This is a genomic window from Streptomyces sp. NPDC088197, assembly GCF_044741185.1.
Lineage (GTDB): Bacteria > Actinomycetota > Actinomycetes > Streptomycetales > Streptomycetaceae > Actinacidiphila.
Genome location: NZ_JBIUSD010000004.1, coordinates 384,283 through 401,138 on the forward strand (window position 1 = coordinate 384,283; position 16,856 = coordinate 401,138).

Annotated in this window: 12 protein-coding genes; 3 read left to right on the top strand and 9 right to left on the bottom strand. The window is 73.5% G+C overall.

The window, feature by feature from the left end; all coding sequences use genetic code 11:
- Window positions 1-185: 185 nt before the first annotated feature.
- A complete protein-coding gene (locus ACIOC1_RS13800; RefSeq protein WP_401854110.1) occupies window positions 186-2,777 on the top strand; it encodes an alpha-L-rhamnosidase C-terminal domain-containing protein in 2,592 nt (863 codons plus the stop codon).
- A gap of 89 nt (window positions 2,778-2,866) precedes the next feature.
- On the opposite strand, the gene ACIOC1_RS13805 is transcribed toward ACIOC1_RS13800, so the two are convergent.
- Genes ACIOC1_RS13805 through ACIOC1_RS13820 form a run of 4 tightly spaced genes read right to left on the bottom strand, consistent with a single transcriptional unit; the run spans window position 2,867 to window position 8,998 of the window.
- Window positions 2,867-4,135: a type III PLP-dependent enzyme gene (locus ACIOC1_RS13805; RefSeq protein WP_401854112.1), complete on the bottom strand. Its 1,269-nt coding sequence runs from the start codon at window positions 4,133-4,135 to the stop codon at window positions 2,867-2,869.
- Entirely contained in the window at window positions 4,132-5,955 is a 1,824-nt protein-coding gene (locus tag ACIOC1_RS13810; protein WP_401854115.1) for an IucA/IucC family protein, read from the bottom strand. Before ACIOC1_RS13810 ends, ACIOC1_RS13805 begins: the two co-directional genes overlap by 4 nt.
- Window positions 5,955-7,793, bottom strand: coding sequence for an IucA/IucC family protein (locus ACIOC1_RS13815; RefSeq protein ID WP_401854288.1), 1,839 nt, complete (start codon window positions 7,791-7,793; stop codon window positions 5,955-5,957). Before ACIOC1_RS13815 ends, ACIOC1_RS13810 begins: the two co-directional genes overlap by 1 nt.
- A gap of 2 nt (window positions 7,794-7,795) precedes the next feature.
- On the bottom strand, window positions 7,796-8,998 hold the full coding sequence (locus tag ACIOC1_RS13820) for an acetyl-CoA carboxylase biotin carboxylase subunit family protein (RefSeq protein WP_401854117.1): 1,203 nt from the start codon (window positions 8,996-8,998) through the stop codon (window positions 7,796-7,798).
- A gap of 473 nt (window positions 8,999-9,471) precedes the next feature.
- On the opposite strand from ACIOC1_RS13820, the gene ACIOC1_RS13825 reads away from it, so the two are divergent.
- Window positions 9,472-9,675, top strand: coding sequence for a hypothetical protein (locus ACIOC1_RS13825; protein WP_401854120.1), 204 nt, complete (start codon window positions 9,472-9,474; stop codon window positions 9,673-9,675).
- 178 nt (window positions 9,676-9,853) lie between these two features.
- Complete coding sequence (locus tag ACIOC1_RS13830) at window positions 9,854-10,765, top strand: hypothetical protein (RefSeq protein WP_401854123.1); 912 nt, start codon at window positions 9,854-9,856, stop codon at window positions 10,763-10,765.
- Between the two features lie 111 nt (window positions 10,766-10,876).
- Here ACIOC1_RS13830 and ACIOC1_RS13835 read toward each other — a convergent pair whose 3' ends face one another.
- The 5 genes from ACIOC1_RS13835 to ACIOC1_RS13855 form a co-directional block, all read right to left on the bottom strand.
- On the bottom strand, window positions 10,877-12,232 hold the full coding sequence (locus tag ACIOC1_RS13835) for an alpha-glucosidase/alpha-galactosidase (RefSeq protein WP_355345756.1): 1,356 nt from the start codon (window positions 12,230-12,232) through the stop codon (window positions 10,877-10,879).
- Entirely contained in the window at window positions 12,229-13,254 is a 1,026-nt protein-coding gene (locus ACIOC1_RS13840; RefSeq protein WP_401854126.1) for a carbohydrate kinase family protein, read from the bottom strand. Before ACIOC1_RS13840 ends, ACIOC1_RS13835 begins: the two co-directional genes overlap by 4 nt.
- Window positions 13,255-13,374: 120 nt before the next feature.
- Window positions 13,375-14,280, bottom strand: coding sequence for a carbohydrate ABC transporter permease (locus ACIOC1_RS13845; protein WP_355345762.1), 906 nt, complete (start codon window positions 14,278-14,280; stop codon window positions 13,375-13,377).
- Window positions 14,277-15,293 (bottom strand): sugar ABC transporter permease, encoded by a 1,017-nt coding sequence (locus ACIOC1_RS13850; protein WP_355345765.1) that lies wholly within the window; start codon window positions 15,291-15,293, stop codon window positions 14,277-14,279. Before ACIOC1_RS13850 ends, ACIOC1_RS13845 begins: the two co-directional genes overlap by 4 nt.
- Before the next feature lie 8 nt (window positions 15,294-15,301).
- The gene (locus tag ACIOC1_RS13855) at window positions 15,302-16,684 is read right to left on the bottom strand and encodes an ABC transporter substrate-binding protein (protein WP_401854129.1); all 1,383 of its coding nucleotides are present in this window, start codon (window positions 16,682-16,684) and stop codon (window positions 15,302-15,304) included.
- Between the last annotated feature and the right edge of the window lie 172 nt (window positions 16,685-16,856).

The following is a 16,856-nucleotide window of genomic DNA, read 5'->3' on the forward strand; positions in this document are numbered from 1 at the left end:
CGCGGGGGCGGCTCTGCCGCACCGTTTCAATGACGTTTCAATTCCGCGTCGCGACAATGCGAAGCCTTGGCCGAAGGATGTATTGACCCCCAGCTCAATCGCGCCATAGGTTCAGCGGCGCCGAATTGAATCGTTCTTAGTGGTGCGGGCTGCGGGACGCGGCTCGTGGAACACCTGGAGCCCTCTTGTCCTCTGCGCATCCCCTCCGTGGCACGCTCTCCCGACGGTCGGTCCGCATCGCGCAGGCCGTCGCCGTCGTCGGCGCGCTCACCGCGACCATGGCCCTGTCGGGGCCGGCCTCCGCCAACTCCCCCCACTCCGCCTCCTGGCGGAAGTACGTACGGGCACCGTCGAGCCGCGAGGTGCGGCCGGTCGCCGTGACGGCCACCACCGGCGACGTCGCCCACCCTCAGGGCGTCCTCGGCAAGGGCACCGCCACCCTCAACAGGCCCGCCCCCAAGCCCAAGCCGACGTGGCCGGCCGACACCACGGCCACCGCCTCCTCGTACCACGACGGCAACAACGGCAACGACGGCAAGCCCCGTACCTACGTGCCGGGCAACGCGGTCGACGGCGACACCGACACGTTCTGGAACGACGCGAACGCGGCCACGTATCCCGCCTGGCTGGAGATCACCAGCCCGACCCCGGTCACGCTCCCCGGCATCACGGTGCTGTCCAACAGCGACGGCGTCCCGCAGGACTTCACCGTCGAGACCTGGGACGGCTCGGCCTGGACCACCCGCGCCACCGTCACCGGCAACTCCGACGTGCGGCGCGCGGTCGCCTTCTCCTCGTCCGTGACCACCGCGCGGGTGCGGATCACCGTGACCAAGGACCAGTCCTCGGGCAAGGGCGAGTACACCAGGATCAACGAGGTGTGGCCGGGACTGGTCGCCGCCGAGCCGGTGCCCAGCGTCACGCTCGACTTCGGCAAGGTCGTCTCCGGCTACCCCCGGATCAGCTTCGCGGGCGCCTCGGACAACAGCCCCGGCGTGCGGGTGGCCTTCTCCGAGACGCTCGACTACCTCACCGACCGCTCCGACTACACGCGCTCCGACGTCTCCGGCGGCCCCGGCACCGATCAGTACGCGGTCCCCCGGCAGGGCGGCATCTGGACCGACCACAAGAGCTGCCTGAGCGGTACGAAGGTCTGCGCCGACGGCCTGCACGGCTTCCGCTACATGAGGATCAGCCTGGACGCGCTCCCCTCCGACGCGCCGCTCGCGCAGCCGTCGGGCACCGTGCGGATCGACGGTGTCTCGCTCGACTTCACCCCGTTCCTCGGCACCCCGGACTCCTACACCGGCTGGTTCGAGTCCTCGGACGCCGAGCTGAACCAGTACTGGTACGACGCCTCGTACACCAACGAACTGGTCACCGACACCTTCCGGTCGGACGACGTCGACCCGCGCAACGCCGACAGCCCGACGCTGGACGGCAAGCTCGTGCTGCACGACGGCGCCAAGCGCGACCGCGACCCGTACGTGGGCGATGTCGCGGTCTCCGGCCGCACCACGTATCTGACCCATGACGCGGCGGTCGCCGCCAAGAACGTGCTGGCCGACCTCGCCGACCACCAGCGCGGCGACGGCTGGATACCGCCCGCCTCGATCAACACCTACACGCTCCCGCTCTTCGACTACCCGCTGTGGTGGGTGACCAGTAGCTGGGACTACGTGCTGTACACCGGCGACACGGCCTACGCCCGCGACTACTACGCCAACCTGGTCAAGACGCTGGACAGTTGGTACCCGAGCGTCACCGACGCCAACGGCCTGCTGGCCAAGGGCCTGAACGGCACCGGCGGTTACGGCGACTACGCCTTCCTGCCCCGCAGCGGCGAGGTCACCTACTACAACACCCTCTACGTCCAGGCGCTCAAGGACGCGGCGGCGCTGGCGACGTCACTGGGCCACGGCGCGGACGCCGACCGCTGGCAGAAGCGCGCCGCCACCGTGAGCACGGCGATCAACGCCCGTCTGTGGGACAGCGCGGCGGGCGCCTACCTCGACTCGGCGACCGGCGCGGTACGGCACGGGCAGGACGGCAACGGCCTGGCCGTGGTCGCCGGGGTCGCCGACCCGACGCGCGCCGCCTCGGCGCTCGACCACCTGTCCCGGACCACCGCCCAGCCGTACGGCAACGCCTTCATGGACAACAACACCCTGGTCCCGGACGGCTCCCAGCGGGTCTACGCCTTCACCTCGTACCCCGAGATCCAGGCCCGCTTCCTGGCGGGCAAGGCCGACTCCGCCATCGACGAGATCAAGCGGCTGTACGGCTGGATGGCCGGGCACGGGCCCCGCATCACCGACTGGGAGGGCATCGGCCCGGGCGGTTCGATGTACGAGGGCGGCTTCACCTCGGCCGCGCACGGCTGGTCGACCGGGGTGGTCCCGGCACTGACCAACGACCTGCTCGGCGCGACGCCCGTCACTCCCGGCTTCGCCACTTGGAGCGTCGCACCGCATCCGGGCTCCGTCACCTGGGCGCGCGGTCAACTTCCCACGCCGCACGGTCCGTTGACCGTCGACTGGAAGCGCGGCGGCGGTGACCGGCAGTTCACGCTCGACCTGACGGCGCCCAAGGGGACGTCCGGTGTCGCCGACCTGCCCGCGACGGGCACGCGCGTCACCGTCAAGTTCGACGGCCGGGTCGCCTGGGACGGCTCGGGGGCGCACGCCTTCCAGGCCACGCTCAAGGACGGCCGGGTGACGCTGCGCGGCATCCCGGCGGGCAGCCACACGATCACGGTGACCGGCAAGGCGTCCTGAACCGTCCGCCGCCCACGCCCGCTCCCGGACCGGCGCCTCGGCCGGTCCGGGAGCGGCCGGTCTCAGGAACGGGCCGGGAGCGGCCGGTCTCAGGAGCGGTCCGTGGATTCCGGGAGAGCCGTGGAATCCGGGACATCCGTGGAATCGACGTAGTGGACGGTCGGCCGGGGGTGCATCAGGAAGTCGTGGTGCGAGATGTTCCAGGCGTACGCCCCGGCGAGCGCGAACAGCACCCGGTCGCCCGCGCGGAGTCCCGCCGCCGGGACCCGCCGGGCGAGCACGTCCTTGGGTGTGCACAACTGGCCTGCCAGCGTGACCAGTTCGCCGTCGGCCGCCGAGCGCGGCCACGGGTGCGGCCAGTCGTCGACCGGCAGCAGCGCGCAGGGCTGGTCGTGGCCCTTGGCAGCCGGGGTCCGCAGATGGTGGGTGCCGCCGCGCAGCACCGCGAACTCCTCGCCGTGGCTGGGCTTCACGTCCAGCACGTCGGTGGCGTACCAGCCGCAGTACGCGGTCAGGGCGCGGCCCGGTTCGATGCGCAGCAGCGGTCCGGGGTGGGCGTCGAGCAGCCGGGCGAGCCCCTCGCCGTACGCGGCCCAGTCGAAGCGCTCCGCCGGGCGGGTGTAGTCGACGGCCATGCCGCCGCCGACGTTGACCTCCCGGAGCGGGACGCCGTGCCGCGCCGTGAGGTCCGTCGCCCAGGCGACCACGGCTTCGGCGACGGCAAGCAATCGCGGCGCCGGGAGGCCGCTGGCCAAATGGGCGTGCACACCGCACAGTTCGAGGTGCGGATGGCTGCCGTCGATGAGCGCGCGGACGGCCGCGTCGGCCTGCGCCGGATCGAGGCCGAAGGGCGAGGGTCCGCCGCCCATGGCCAGCACTCCCGTCGCCAACTCCCCCGGTGCGACAGCGAGGTTGAAGCGCAGCAGCACGCCGACGCGGGTCCCGCGCGCGGCCACGAGATGCGCGAGCACGCGCAGTTCGTACGCGCTCTCCACGTGGAAGCGGTCCACGCCGAGGTCGAGCGCGGCCGTGATCTCGGCGGGGGTCTTCCCCGGTCCGCCGAAGGCCAGCGGGCGGCCCGGCACCGCCGCCGCCACATGGGCGGCCTCGCCGCCGGACGAGACCTCGTAGCCGGTCACGTACGGGCCGAGCGCCGCCAGGATCTCCGGCTCCGGGTTGGCCTTCGCCGCGTAGTACAGCTCCGCCCGCTCGGGCAGCGCCGCCCGCACGGCCGCCGCGTGCGCGCGCAGCGCCGCCAGGTCGTAGAGGTAGGCGGGCAGTTGGGAGGTCGGAACGGCGAGAGCCGTGGTCCGTACCGAGTCGGGGACGGCGACAGGTGCGGGTGCGGGTGCGGTCATGACTGCGTCCTCGCGTCGTCGGGATCGCGGTCGGCGCCGCGCACGGGGTGTCCGGGTCCGCCGTCCGGTGCCGGAAGGGCGTGCCCGGCGAGCGGTGCCGGCAGGACGTCCTCGGCGAGCGGCGACGGCAGGCGTACGTATCCCGCGAACCGGTCGGCCGCGCGTTCCCAGCGGGTGAGGAGATTGGCCTTGGCGGGCAGCGGCGCTCCGGCGAGCAGGGCGTCGAGCCGGGGGTGATGGCCGTGCTCGTCCGCGTGGTCGCGGATGGCGCGGCGGACCTCGGCCCACAGGGCGGGTTCGGTGTCCGGGTGGAGGTCGGCGAGGGCGGCCAGCATCTCGGCGACGTGGTTGACCAGCAGGCAGTAGACCACCCGGTCCCAGCCCCGGTCGGCGTCGTAGCGCAGGGGCTCCGCGACCTCGGGCGGCAGCGCGGCGAGGGCGTCGGCGCAGGGGCCCGAGAGCAGTTCGGGGACCAGTTTGGTGCCCTCCAGGTCGCGGAAGAGCACCTGGACGGGGTCGCCGTCGGTGTCGACGCAGACCAGCACGTTCTGGAGGTGGGGTTCGAGCACCACGCCGTGGTCGAAGTAGGCGGCAAGCACCGGGGGTACGAGCAGCCGCAGGTAGGCGCGCCACCAGCGCAGGGCCGCCGCCGGGCCGCCGTCCGCGACCAGCCGGGAGATGTGCCCCGGTCCTGTCGGGTACTCGTCGGCGACGGCGGCGGCCAGCAGCGCGGTGCCGCCGGGCCCGAGCCGCCGGTCGAGCCCTTCCCTGACGATCACGCCGAAGCCTTCGAGCAGCGACTGGTCGGGGCGGCCGTCGCGGCCGGGCAGGGCCAGGCTGCGGTAGGCGGGCTCGCGCAGGACGTCGGCGCCGGGGAAGCGGGCGGCGAGGTCGGCGAAGGCGGGCCGCAGCATCCGGGTCAGGGCGACGGCCCCGGCCAGCTCGTAACTGGCGTTCTTGCGCAGGCAGTTGGTGATCCGCACATTGAGGCTGAATTTGAGGAAGGTGTCGCCGTCGTAGAGGGTGCGGACGGAGGCGGTGGCGGCGAAACGGGTCCTGCCGGGGCCCAGGTCCAGCACGTCGCGGCGGTCCAGGGCGGCGCGCAGCGCGGGGTGGCGGCGCAGCAGGTCGTACTGCCAGGGGTGGGCGGGCAGCAGCCGGTAGCCCGTGGGCACGGCCGCGAGCCGGTCCAGCGGGTCGGCGGCGCCGGGCTCGGCGCACTCCTGAACGGTCAGATCCTCGCGCACGGCGAGCAGCCGCAGCGGGAAGGACGCCGAGGTCTCCGGTGCGTAGGCGGCCCATGAACCGGGGTCGCCGCCACGGGACTTGGGGGCCGGGTGGAAGCGGTGGCCGTAGACGAGCGACTGTTCCGAGGCGAGGTATCCGGCGAGCGGGAGCCCGGCCGCGACAGGGCGCGGGGCGCGCAGCGCGGTGGCGACTCCGTGGTGGCTGGACTCCACCTGATCGAGGAATTCGTCGTTGGGCACGCCGGTGAGCGAGGTCAGCTCGGCGTGGGTGTGTTCGGCCAGCCGTCGCCAGTCGATCTCGGTCCAGTCGTCGTGGCCGGTCTGTTCCGTGACCGGTCCCGCGAAGCGGTGCGCGCCGAGCAGTGAGGTGCGGCGCAGCGCGACCCGCAGCCGTACTCCGGTGCGGGGCAGCCGTACCAGCAGGCGGCCGTCGATGACGGCGGTCTGGTGCTCGGGCCCCGACACCTCGCGGAGCAGGCAGTTCAGCAGGGTGTGGGCCACGGCCCGGTCCGCGTCGGGCAGTCCCGCGTGCCGGGCGCAGTCGGCGGGTCCGGTGATGGTGGGCAGCGTCATCAACGGCTCCGCAGAAGGTAGTTGGGTCCGGTGGTGTAGTGCTTGTTGATGTCGGTGGCTCCTGAGCGGTCCTTGGTGAGCAGCGTGCCCGCGCTCACCATCGCTTTGACGGGCAGGCGCGGTGCGTCGAGCACACGTGCGCGCAGGGTCTCGCCCGCTTCGCCCGGCCCGGTGCCGAGCCGCCGCGCGGCCCGGTCGAGCAGGTCGCGTACGCGGTCGAGCAGGTCTTCCAGCGGGGCGCGGCCGAGCCGCGCGAGGGCGAACGCGTAGGCGCCCGCGCACAGATGGACGGTGATCGTGGTGAACAGGTCGGCCACCGGGCCGTCGTCGTCCACCAGGATGCGAGGGTCGTCGAAGGCGGCGCGCTCCGGCGCGTCGGGGCCGAGGGCCGCGCGCAGCCGCACGCGGTTGACGCGCAGGCCGTCGTCGTCCTTGAGGAGCAGGCGCAGCCGGGTGCGGCCTTCGGGGTCGTCCAGCAGCAGCGAGATGTTCTGCTGGTGGGACTCCAGGGCGATGCCGTATCCGAAGAGCGTGGTCTGCCAGTCGAGGAGCAGGGTGAGGACCGCGTCGAGCAGGGCGAGCGGGTCACCGCCGTAGTAGCGGTCGGCGAGGTGGTCGATGACCGGCCGGCCGTCGGGGGCCTCGGCGAGCAGCGCGGCCATGGGCAGGACGGCGCAGCCGTCGAGGCCGGGCGGGTGGCGGCGGACGAGCACGGCGAGGAGTTCGTGGCCCGCGTGCGCGAACCGGGTCTCGTCGGCGTGCAGCACGCTGTCGCGGAAGCGCGGTTCGCGCGCGGTCACCGCCTCCAGCAGCCGCTGCCCGGCCGCGCCGTCGATCAGGCTGCCCGGTTTGATCGTGCGCCGGTTGAGCAGCCCCAACGTCGAGGTGGCCAGGGGCAGTTTGAGGTGGGTGCCGGGGTCGGCGAGGACCGCGACGGTGCGGGTCGACAGTGTGGGCGCCACGTCCAGGTAGGTGCGGTCGGCCAGTACGGACCTGCCGTCGAGGCCGGTGGCGCGCAGCGCGTCCCGCAGCGGGCCGTCCGCCGTGAGGGGGTGGACGGGGACGGCGACATGGGTGCCGTCCAGCTCCTGCGGCAGGCCGAGGGTGAGGGCGGACGGCCGCAGATCGCCGAGGCCGAGGCCGTCGGGTGCCCGATCGCCGTCCGCGCCCTGCACGGTGACGGCCTCCCTGGGCAGGGCGAGCCAGCGCAGGGCGAAGCGTGGCGCGAATTCGGGCGCGTGGGCGATGAGTTGATGTTCCGTCAGTCCGCTGCGGGCGGCGGAGGTCGGGTGCACCGGGTGGCCGTACCGGGCGGCCAGGGTGTCGTACGCGAGGGCGCCGGTGAGTCCGGTCCACCCGGCGGGGTCACCGCCGTGGCGTGCGGTGAGCCGGGCCACGGTGTCGGCGCGGGTCGCGGTCCGCAGCCGCAGGGCGGTCAGCGCGTCCCGGTACTCGGTCGCGAAGGCGGTGAAGCCCGCGCGGTCCTCGGGCGCCGCGAGAGCGCGCAGCGCCGCCAGGGCGTCCTCGCCGGTCGTCAACTCCCGCCCGCCGGGCTCCTGGAGCAGCAGCGGGAGCCGGGCGGCGTACTCGCTCTGGAAGCCGTCCGCCGTGACCGGCACCAGGAGCGCCGACTCCTCCCCTGCCGGGTCGGTCACGGGCGGCGGCAGCGGCAGCGCGTCCGCATCGGCCTCGGGCACCGGCAGTCGCAGCCAGTCGCCGTCGGGGCGGCGTACGAGGGCGCTGCCGGTGCGCAGGCGCACGACGTCCTCGCGCAGCAGCGTGCTCAACACGTCGAGCAGCAGGGCGCGTTCTTCGTCTCCGGCGGCCCGGCCGGTCACCGTCACAGCGTGATCTCCCAGCGGTGCTCGGCGAGGAAGCCGGTGACGGCCCGCTCCACGGCGTCCTCGTCGGGTCCGATGGCCCGGACGACGCCCAGCAGGTCGCGGTTGGTGCGGTGCAGCGGATGCCGTTCGCCGACCGCCCGCAACGGCCGGTAGGTCAGGCGCACGCCGTCGGCCGTCAGGTCGGCCGGGCCGGGGGCGGCGGTGAGGGTGCCCGCCTGCCGCGCGTAGGGGTAGTCGAGCCGGGCGGCGCGGCCGGTCGCGGTACGCAGGTCGGCCGGGAGGGGTTCGCCCAGATGGGTGCGGAGGATGTGTTCGAAGAGCGGCAGGTCGAGCAGTTCGGCCAGCAGCAGGTCGCACTGGTCGCCGATGGCGCGGTAATTGACCTCGATCAGGCGCGCGCGCCCTTCGTGCAGCACGAATTCGGTGTGGCAGGCGCCGAATCCGACGCCGAGGGCGTCGAGTTGGGCGAGGACCTGGTCGACGACGGGCGCGGGGTGCGCGGGGACGAAGGTCAGCCGCTCCTCGATGAAGTACGGCGGCGGGGACAGCGTGGTGCGGAAGCCGCCCAGCACATGGCGGGTCGTACCGTCGCCGAGGGTTTCCAGGGTGAGCAGTTCGCCGGGCAGGAACTCCTCCACGACCAGTGCGGCGCCCGGCCGGTCGGCCTGGATCCGCCGGACGCGGCGCTCCAGGTCCGCCGGGTCCTCGGCGCGTACGACGTCCTCGCTCGCCACGCCCTCGCGCGGTTTGACGACGCAGGGGTACGGCACGTCGAGTCCGGCGAGGCAGGCCGCCGGGTCCTGGCCCGCGGGCAACTGCGCCGACCACACCGTGTCGACGCCCGAGGCGGCCAGGACCCGGCGCGTCTCGGCCTTGTCCTTGGTGCGCAGCGCGGCCTGCCAGCTCTTGGCGGGCAGGCCGAAGTAGTCGGCGGCCAGGGCGGCTTGGACCTGGAGGTGGTCGCTGTTGGTGAAGACGGCGTCCGGCGGCCGATAGGTGGAGACGCGGGTGATGACGGCGCGGAAGTCGCGTACGTCGCACTCCAGGACGTCGACCGCCGGATCGTCGCCGTACGCGGCCCGGTGCGCGGCGGGCTGGTCGGTGAGGACCGTGACGTCCAGGCCGAGGCGGCGGGCGGCCGGGAGGAATCCCTCGGTGACCGAGTCGGTCGGGTTCAGAGCCAGCACATAGAGCCGCATGGGGGTCCACTTCCGGGCGCGCAGTCGTTCGGGCCGACGGTCGTGGGACGACCGGTGACCAGGGGCGCGACGAGCCTAGGTTAGGCATGCCTAACTCTGTCAATTCGCCCCGGCGCGGCGCCGGTTGACGGCCGTGGGCACCGGCGCGTCGGTGCGATTCTCATGCTGTCCGCTGATCCGATCATGTCCATCGACCGGCGCGCGCGACACCGATTTCCGCCGTGCCCGGAGGTCCGCCGCCGCCCCGGTTCGCACGCCGTCCGTCCACCGTCCGACCTGAGCGCGGACGGGCGGTGGACGGACCTTGGACAGCAGGTGAAGCGGGCCGAACCGCCCTACGCCATACGGGGGTTCGGGTGGCGCCGGGCCGCGGCGGCGTCGTTAGCATGTCCGGAGATCCGCGATCTCCCCTGGCTCTCCGTCCGATCGGGGCCAGGGCGGAGGGCGGCCGATGACGTCGGATGGAGGTCCGGGTGGACGGTTTCGCCGAGGCGATGCTGGAGCGGGTGCGCGTGGCTCGGGAGGCGGTGGCCGCCGCGGGGCGGGCGGGGGACGCGTACGCGTTGGCCGTGGCCTGCGACGAGTTGGACGACGCGCTCCGGATCGCCCGCGCGAACGGGGTCGAGGCGGACCTCCCGGAGGACGGGGACAGCGGCGGCGCGGAGACCGGCGGCTGACCGCGGCCCGACGCCCGGCCCGCACTCCCCCGGCACCGCACCCGTCCGGCCCCGATCCCCCCTGGCGCGAACCCGCCTGTTACCCGCCGCCGCCCATGGGCAGCCTGGGAGCAGGGGTCCCGATGCGGCGTCCGCCCCGCCGTACAGTGTCCGGCACACCGCGACGAGGGGATTCGGCATGATCACCGAGCCGGAGATGGTCGAGGAGCCGGAGCCCGACCGCCCCGCCCCCGACATCCTGAGCGGCGCGGGCCACGCGCCGCCGTCGCTGCGCTCCGCGCTCTCCCGGCTGCGCACCCGCCTCCCGCCGCCGCGCTCCCCCGCGGACCCGTACCGCGTCCGCGACACGGGCGGCGGTCACGGCGGCGAGGACAGGGGGCCGACCCTCAAGCCCTGGCGGCCACGGCCCGAGGGACGCCGGGGCCGCGTGCTGTGGGCGCTCGGCGGCGTCGTCACGGCGTCGGCGGTCTGGCTCGCGGTCCTCCAGTTCACCGGGTACGGCGGTCCGCGGCCGGACCTGCACGGCTATCACCTCGCGGACAACCCGTGTACCAGCGACAATCTCCAGCCGCTGTCCGACGCCTTCGGCACCGAATTCCTCCAGGGCATCCCCGTGATCACCAAGGGTCCCGCCCTCGACCACGCCGCCTGCACCCTGACCACGTCGGTGACCGGGAGCGGCGACTGGGAGACGACGTACACGGTCACCGTCACCGTCGACCTGCACAAGAAGTCCGACGTCCACGCCGAATTCGCGGACCTCTCGCATGTGATCGTCCCCGACCCCACGACCGCGGGTTCCGGCGACTTCCTGTTCATGACCGACTCGCCCGAGGTCACCAAGGCGCTGCGCGGCCTCGGCGACCAGGCGTTCACGATCTACGGCACCGCGCGGCAGGCCGTCACCGTCCGGCACGGCGGCGCCGTCTTCTCGCTCAGCGTGGACGGCATCCAGCAGTGGAACGGCGTGGCCGCCCGCCCGCTGAACGCCGACGGCTCCCCCATCGAGGCGACGCCCGCCGACACCATCGCGCTGCGCCCGGCGCTCATCCGGGCCATGCGCCACCTGATGAGCGCCCTCACGCACTGAGCCGAGCCCCGTCGAACCGAACCGAGTGCCGAGCCGGGCCGAGCCGGGCCGAGTGGAGCCGGGCCGCGTCGGGCCGACTCAGCCCACCGGCCCGGCGCGCGGCCCGCCGCCTCACGTGCCCAGGACGGCTCGCAACTCCGGCTGGAGCGCGTCACCGTGGGCGCGCACCATGTCGTCGCACAGCTCCCAGATCCGTTCGACGGGGAGCGAGGCGGCCGTCGCCGGGTCGGTCATGGCGGCGTGCCGGATGTGGCGGGGGTCGCCCTCGATCGCGGCGCGGACGACGAGGTCGGTGGTGCTGAGGTAGGTGCGGTTCAGCGCGGCGCACTGCGGCGGCAGCGCGCCGATCCGGGTGGGCTGGACGCCCAACGCGTCGACCAGGCACGGCACTTCGACCGTACCGGCGGCCGGGAGGTCGTCGATGAGGCCGTGGTTGGGCACATTGCCGTAGATGGTGCGCGGGGTGCCGGTGGTGATGCTGTGGATCACCTGCGGCGCGTACTCCATCGTGCCCTCGACCGGCAGCGGGAGTCCGGCGGCGAGCGCGGCGCGGGTCTTCTCGTACGCGGCCACGTTCTCGTCCACGATGCCGAGGTACGCGCCGACGGGCAGCCGCAGCCGCTCGATCTCGCTGTCGTGGTGCAGGTACCAGGGCACGTACTCGGAGGAGTGCTCGCTGGTCTCGGTCGGGTAGTAGCCGAGCCGCCGGTACATGTCGACGCGGACCCTGCGGCGCAGTTGCGGGTCCTGCGCGATGAGCGCGTCGAGCCGCGGGTAGACGTCCTCGCCCTGGTACTCGAAGCGCAGCACCCACGCCTGGTGGTTGACGCCCGCCGCGTGGTAGGTGACCTCTTCCAGCGGGATGCGCAGCAGTTCCGCGAGGTCGTGCATCGTCCAGTACACCGAGTGGCACAGGCCGACCACCCGGGTCAGTCCGGTGGCCTCGGCGAGGTACTGCACGTTCATCGCCATCGGGTTGGTGTAGTTGAGCAGCCAGGCGTCGGGGCAGACCTCCGCGATGTCCCGGCCGAGTTCCCGCAGGACGGGGAAGGTGCGCAGCGCGCGGAAGATGCCGCCGACACCGAGGGTGTCGCCGATGGTCTGGCGCAGGCCGTGGCGGGCGGGGACGTCGAAGTCGGTACGGGTCGCCTCGCCCATGCCGACCTGGATGATGTTGATGACGAAGTCGGCGCCTTCCAGGGCCGCGCGGCGCTCGGCGTGCGCGGTGATCAGCGGCGCCGCGCCGCGCTCGGCCGCGATGTGCCGTGCGGCCCCGTCGGCGGTGGCCAGCCGCTCGGCGTCGATGTCGTGCAGCGCGATGTGCACGTCCTTGAGCTCGGGGAAGGCGAAGAGGTCGGCGAGCAGGCCCTGGGTGAAGACGACGCTTCCGGCACCGATGAAGGCGATCTTGGTCGTACGGGTGGCGCCGCTGGTCGTCGTGCGGGGTGTGGTGCTGGCTGTGCTCATGACGGGTTCTTTCCGTTGCGGGTGGTGGCGGCGCGGGAGGCGCCGAGCGCCTCGTCCCAGGTGGGTTGGGCGGTGGTGCCGCCGTGCGCTCGGGTGGACAGGGCGCCGCAGGCGGCGGCCAGGGCGAGGGCGGCTGCCAGGGGCAGGCCCGCCAGGGTGGCGGCGACGAAGCCGGCGTCGAAGCTGTCGCCCGCGCCGACGGTGTCGAGCGGCCGTACGGGGACGGCGGGGGCGCGCAGCGGGGCGCGGCCGTCGTGGGCCAGGGCGCCGTCCGCGCCGTTCTTCACCACCACCAGCGGACCGCGCGCGGCGAGCAGGGCCGCGGCCCGCTCGACGTCGGCGGGCTCGGGGTCCCCCGACGGGATCTTCCCGTGCGCCTCGGGGTCACCGGACGCGGTCTCCCCGCCGGCCGCCAGGGCGCACGCCTCCCTGGCGTTCGGCAGCAGGATGTCGGTGACGGGGAGCAGCGCGGCGATTCCGGCCGGGTCCCAGTCGCCCGCCGGGTCGTCGTTGGTGTCGAGCGAGGTGGTGGCGCCGTGCGCGCGGGCGGTGCGGAAGAGGTCGGGCAGCGCGGTCGCGAGTCCCGGCAGCAGGAAGTACGAGGCGGCGTGCACATGGCGGCTGTGCGCGAGCAGCGCCTGGGGCACGTCGGCGCCGACGGTGGCCGTGAGGGTGCCGGGCGCGGTGAGGATGGCGCGGTCGTCGCCGCGGGTGAGCACGGTGGTCAGCGGCGTCGGCAGGTCCGGGTCCACCCGCAGCGCCGCGGTGTCGACGCCGCGCTCGGCCAGGGCGGTACGGACGTACCGGCCGGTGTCGTCGTCGCCGATCCGGCCGGCGATGGCGACCTTCAGGCCGAGCCGGGCGGCGCCGCACGCCATGATCGCGGCGGAGCCGCCGAGGGTCAGCAGGCCGGTGGGGACGAGCTGTTCGCGCTGGCCGAAGGCGAGCGGGGCGTCCAGCGGCCCCAGGACGATGTCGGGATTGGCGTCCCCGATGACGAGCAGGTCGAACGTGTCCGGCATGAGCTGGCTTTCTGTGGTGGTGGGGCGGAAGTCCGGCGGCGGGAGTCCGGGCGGTGTCCCGTCGTCCCTTCGGGCGACGGAGCGGGTCCGTCCGTCCTCGGGCGACGAGGCGGTGTCCCGTCAGCCCTTCAGGCCGCTGGAGGTGATCGACTGGATGAACTGCTTCTGCGCCGCGAGGAAGGCGAGCAGCACCGGCAGGACGGTCAGGACGTTGCCCGCCATCACCGCGGACCAGCGGGTGTGGTGCAGGCCCTGGAAGGTGGTCAGGCCGAGTTGCAGCGTGTACTGCGTGTCGTGGTTGATGGCGATCAGCGGCCAGGTCAGGTCGTTCCAGGTGCTGAGGAAGGTCAGCACCGCGACCGTGCTCAGCGCGGGCCGCGACAGCGGCAGCACGATGAGCAGCAGCACGCGCAGCCGTGAGCAGCCGTCGATCCACGCGGCCTCCTCCAGCTCCCTGGGCAGCGAGAGGAAGAACTGCCGCAGCAGGAAGACCGCGAAGGGCGTGACCAGCGACGGCACGATGAGCGCGCCGAGGGTGTCGATCAGGCCGAGCCGCTTCATCACCAGGAAGGTCGGGATCATGGTGAGCTGGAACGGGATCGCCATGGTGGCCAGCATCAGCACCAGCAGGGTGCGCGAGCCGGCGAACCGCATCCGGGCGAAGGCGTATCCGCCGAGCGCGCCGAAGACGAGGTTGGAGACGACCGCGACGACGGAGACGATCAGCGAGTTGGCGAACCAGCGCGGGAACAGCGCGTTGCCGAGCACGTAGCGGTAGCCGCCGAGGTCGATGTGGGAGGGCCACAGCGCGGGCGGGAAGCGGTTGATCTCGGCGTTGCTCATCACCGAGCTGACCAGCAGCCAGATCAGCGGGACCGCGAAGAGCAGGGCGAGCGGGGCGAGCAGCAGGTGCCAGCCGCTGAAGGGCAGCCGCGACCGCCGGGGGCGGGGCGCGCTCGGCCGCGGGGCGTCGGCGTTCCCGGCGCCGGGCGGCGCCGCGTCGGGCAGGGCTGAGGTGACGGTCATCGCGGGGCTCCTTCGAGGCGTACGGGCTCGCGGCGGCGCAGGGCCCGCGTGCCGACGGCGATCACCAGCAGGGCGAGCGCGAGCACGTAGGCGGCGGCTGCCCCGTAACCGGCGGTGAAGTTCTTGAACGCCTGCTCCCAGATGAAGTAGACGATCACGGTGGTGGAGCCGAGCGGTCCGCCCTTGGTGGTGACGTAGACGAGGTCGAAGACCTGGAGGGAGTTGATGGTCTGCCACAGCAGCAGGAAGACGTTGACCGGGGTGAGCGTCGGCAGCACGACGTGGCGCAGCAGTTGGCGGCGTCCCGCCCCGTCGAGTCTGGCGGCCTCGATGAGGGACTGCGGCACGTCCTGGAGCGCGGCGAGGTAGACCACGACGCAGAAGCCGGTGCCGCTCCACAGGGAGATCGCGACGAGGACGAGGAGGGCCTGCGACGGATCGGTGAGGAACCCCTGCGGGGAGACGCCGATGGAGTGCAGTACGGAGTTGGCGGCGCCGAACTGCGGGTCGAGGATGAAGGAGAACAGCACGCCCTGCGCGGTGGCCGAGATGACGAACGGTACGAAGATCAGGGTGCGGTAGACGCCGACGAGCCGGATGCGCCGGTTGAGCGCGAGGGCGAGCGCCAGGCCCAGCAGCATGCTCAGCGGGACGTACAGCGCGGTGTACTCCAGGGTGTTGCGCACCGCCTGGCTGAAGTGCGGGTCCTTGGACAGGGCCCGGTAGTTGGCCAGGCCCACCCAGCGGCTGGGGGTGACCAGGTCGTCCGCGCGGAAGGACAGCAGCAGCGACCAGACCACGGGGACGACGCTGAGGCCGAGGATGACCACGATCGAGGGCGCGATGAAGGTCCACGCGGTCGCGGACTCGCCGCGCAGCCTGCGGCGGCGGGCGCGCAGTTGCTGTGCGTGCTCGCGGTCGCGGTCCTGGTCGGACAGGGTGAGCGGGGCGGGGCGGCGCTGCGCGGGGCCCGGCCTGTGCCGGGGCAGCAGCCGCGGCGTGGTTCTCGACATGGGTCTCCTCAACGCGGGATGAGCAGTGCGGCGTTGGCTTCGTGCGCACAGTCGCGCAGTGCCTTGGCGGGGGTGCTGCGGCCGAGCAGCACCGCGGTGATCGCCTGGCCGAGCGCCTCGGAGATCTGCGGGTAGGCGGGGTGGGCGGGGCGTACCCGGGCGGTCTCCAGGGCCTTGGTGAAGACCGACAGACCCTCCGTGCGGGAGCTGCGGTCCTGCCACGCGGGCAGCGCCTGGGTGCTGCGGCTGAGCGGGAGGCTGCCGGCCTGGATGTCCCACCGCACGTCCTGCGGCGGCTGGATCAGCCACTCGACGAAGGTGCGGGCGGCGGCGACGCGCGCCGAGCCGTTGTCGAAGACCGTCCAGGTGTCGGGCCCGGAGATGGTGACCTCTTTCCCGCTGTAGCTGGGCAGCGGGACGACGTGGTAGTCGATCTTGGCCTGGATGACGTCGGGCAGTTGCCAGGGGCCGGTGGGGACCATGCCCATCCGGCCGGAGAGGAAGACCTGGTACATCTGCTCGCTGCCGGGCTTGGGGTCGATGTAGACGCTCTTGTCGGAGGCGAGGGTGGCGATGGTCTCCAGGGCGCGGACGCCGGTGTCCTCGAAGCCGATGCCGTGGCCGTCGGCGGAGATGACCTCGCCGCCGAGGTCCCAGATCATCGGCCAGATCCGCCAGACGGTGTCCTCGTCGCCGACGCCCGGCCAGCCGGTGCCGAAGGTGCCGTCGGCGTGGCTGGTGAGCTTCTTCGCGGTGGCCGTGAACTCGTCCCAGGTCCAGCCGGGCTCGGGCAGCGGCACTCCGGCGCGGGCGAAGAGCTTCTTGTTGCAGACGACGGCGAGCGAGTCGATGAGCGCGGGCGCGGCGCGTACCCGCTTGTTGACGGTGACGGCCTCGCGGGCCGGGGTCCAGAAGTCGTTCCAGGGGGTGGGGCCGTGGGCCATCGTCGCCGTGAGGTCCACGACCTTGGGGCTGCGGGCGATGCTGGCCAGGTCCGAGCCGAAGATGTAGGCGATGTCGGGGTACGAGCCGGAGGCGAGCGCGGCGGTGACCTTCTGGAGCATGGCGTCGGACAGGACGCCGCCGCCGGGGTCGACCCTGATCTTCGGGTGGGTGCGGTTGAACTCGGCCACCAGTTGCTGGATCGCGGCGCGGCCGGTGTCGGTCTGGCCGTGCCACAGCTCGACGGTGACCCGGCCGTCCGCGCCCACCCCGTCGCTCTCGCCGCTGCCGCAGCCCGCGAGCAGCGCGCCCGCGGCGGCGCCGGAGAGCAGTCCTGTGCCGCGGCGCAGGACGTCACGGCGGGAGAGTCCGGTGTCCCGGCGCGGGTGCCCGGCGGGCGGCGGGTCGCCGGGGAGCGGGCTGCGGGGCAGGACGGGGCCTGCGGTCATCGGTGCCTCCAGAAGGCGGAAGTGCGAGTGCGGGTGCCGGGCGGCGGCTGGGGGGCGGGGCCGTTGCCCGTGCCGGGCGGCGGGGGCCCGGTGCGCCGACGGGGGCGGCGCACCGGGCCGGCCGCGGCCGGCCGGCGGTCCCGACGGCCGGCGTGGTCGGCCGGGCGGGCGG

What these genes read in the sequence shown, in the direction of transcription:
- ACIOC1_RS13830 (WP_401854123.1), top strand. Translation starts at nt 9,854, where the DNA reads ATGATCACCGAGCCGGAGATGGTCGAGGAGCCGGAGCCCGACCGCCCC.
- ACIOC1_RS13855 (WP_401854129.1), bottom strand. Translation starts at nt 16,684, where the DNA reads ATGACCGCAGGCCCCGTCCTGCCCCGCAGCCCGCTCCCCGGCGACCCG.
- ACIOC1_RS13810 (WP_401854115.1), bottom strand. Translation starts at nt 5,955, where the DNA reads ATGACGCTGCCCACCATCACCGGACCCGCCGACTGCGCCCGGCACGCG.
- ACIOC1_RS13820 (WP_401854117.1), bottom strand. Translation starts at nt 8,998, where the DNA reads ATGCGGCTCTATGTGCTGGCTCTGAACCCGACCGACTCGGTCACCGAG.
- ACIOC1_RS13835 (WP_355345756.1), bottom strand. Translation starts at nt 12,232, where the DNA reads ATGAGCACAGCCAGCACCACACCCCGCACGACGACCAGCGGCGCCACC.
- ACIOC1_RS13840 (WP_401854126.1), bottom strand. Translation starts at nt 13,254, where the DNA reads ATGCCGGACACGTTCGACCTGCTCGTCATCGGGGACGCCAATCCCGAC.
- ACIOC1_RS13850 (WP_355345765.1), bottom strand. Translation starts at nt 15,293, where the DNA reads ATGTCGAGAACCACGCCGCGGCTGCTGCCCCGGCACAGGCCGGGCCCC.
- ACIOC1_RS13805 (WP_401854112.1), bottom strand. Translation starts at nt 4,135, where the DNA reads ATGACCGCACCCGCACCCGCACCTGTCGCCGTCCCCGACTCGGTACGG.
- ACIOC1_RS13845 (WP_355345762.1), bottom strand. Translation starts at nt 14,280, where the DNA reads ATGACCGTCACCTCAGCCCTGCCCGACGCGGCGCCGCCCGGCGCCGGG.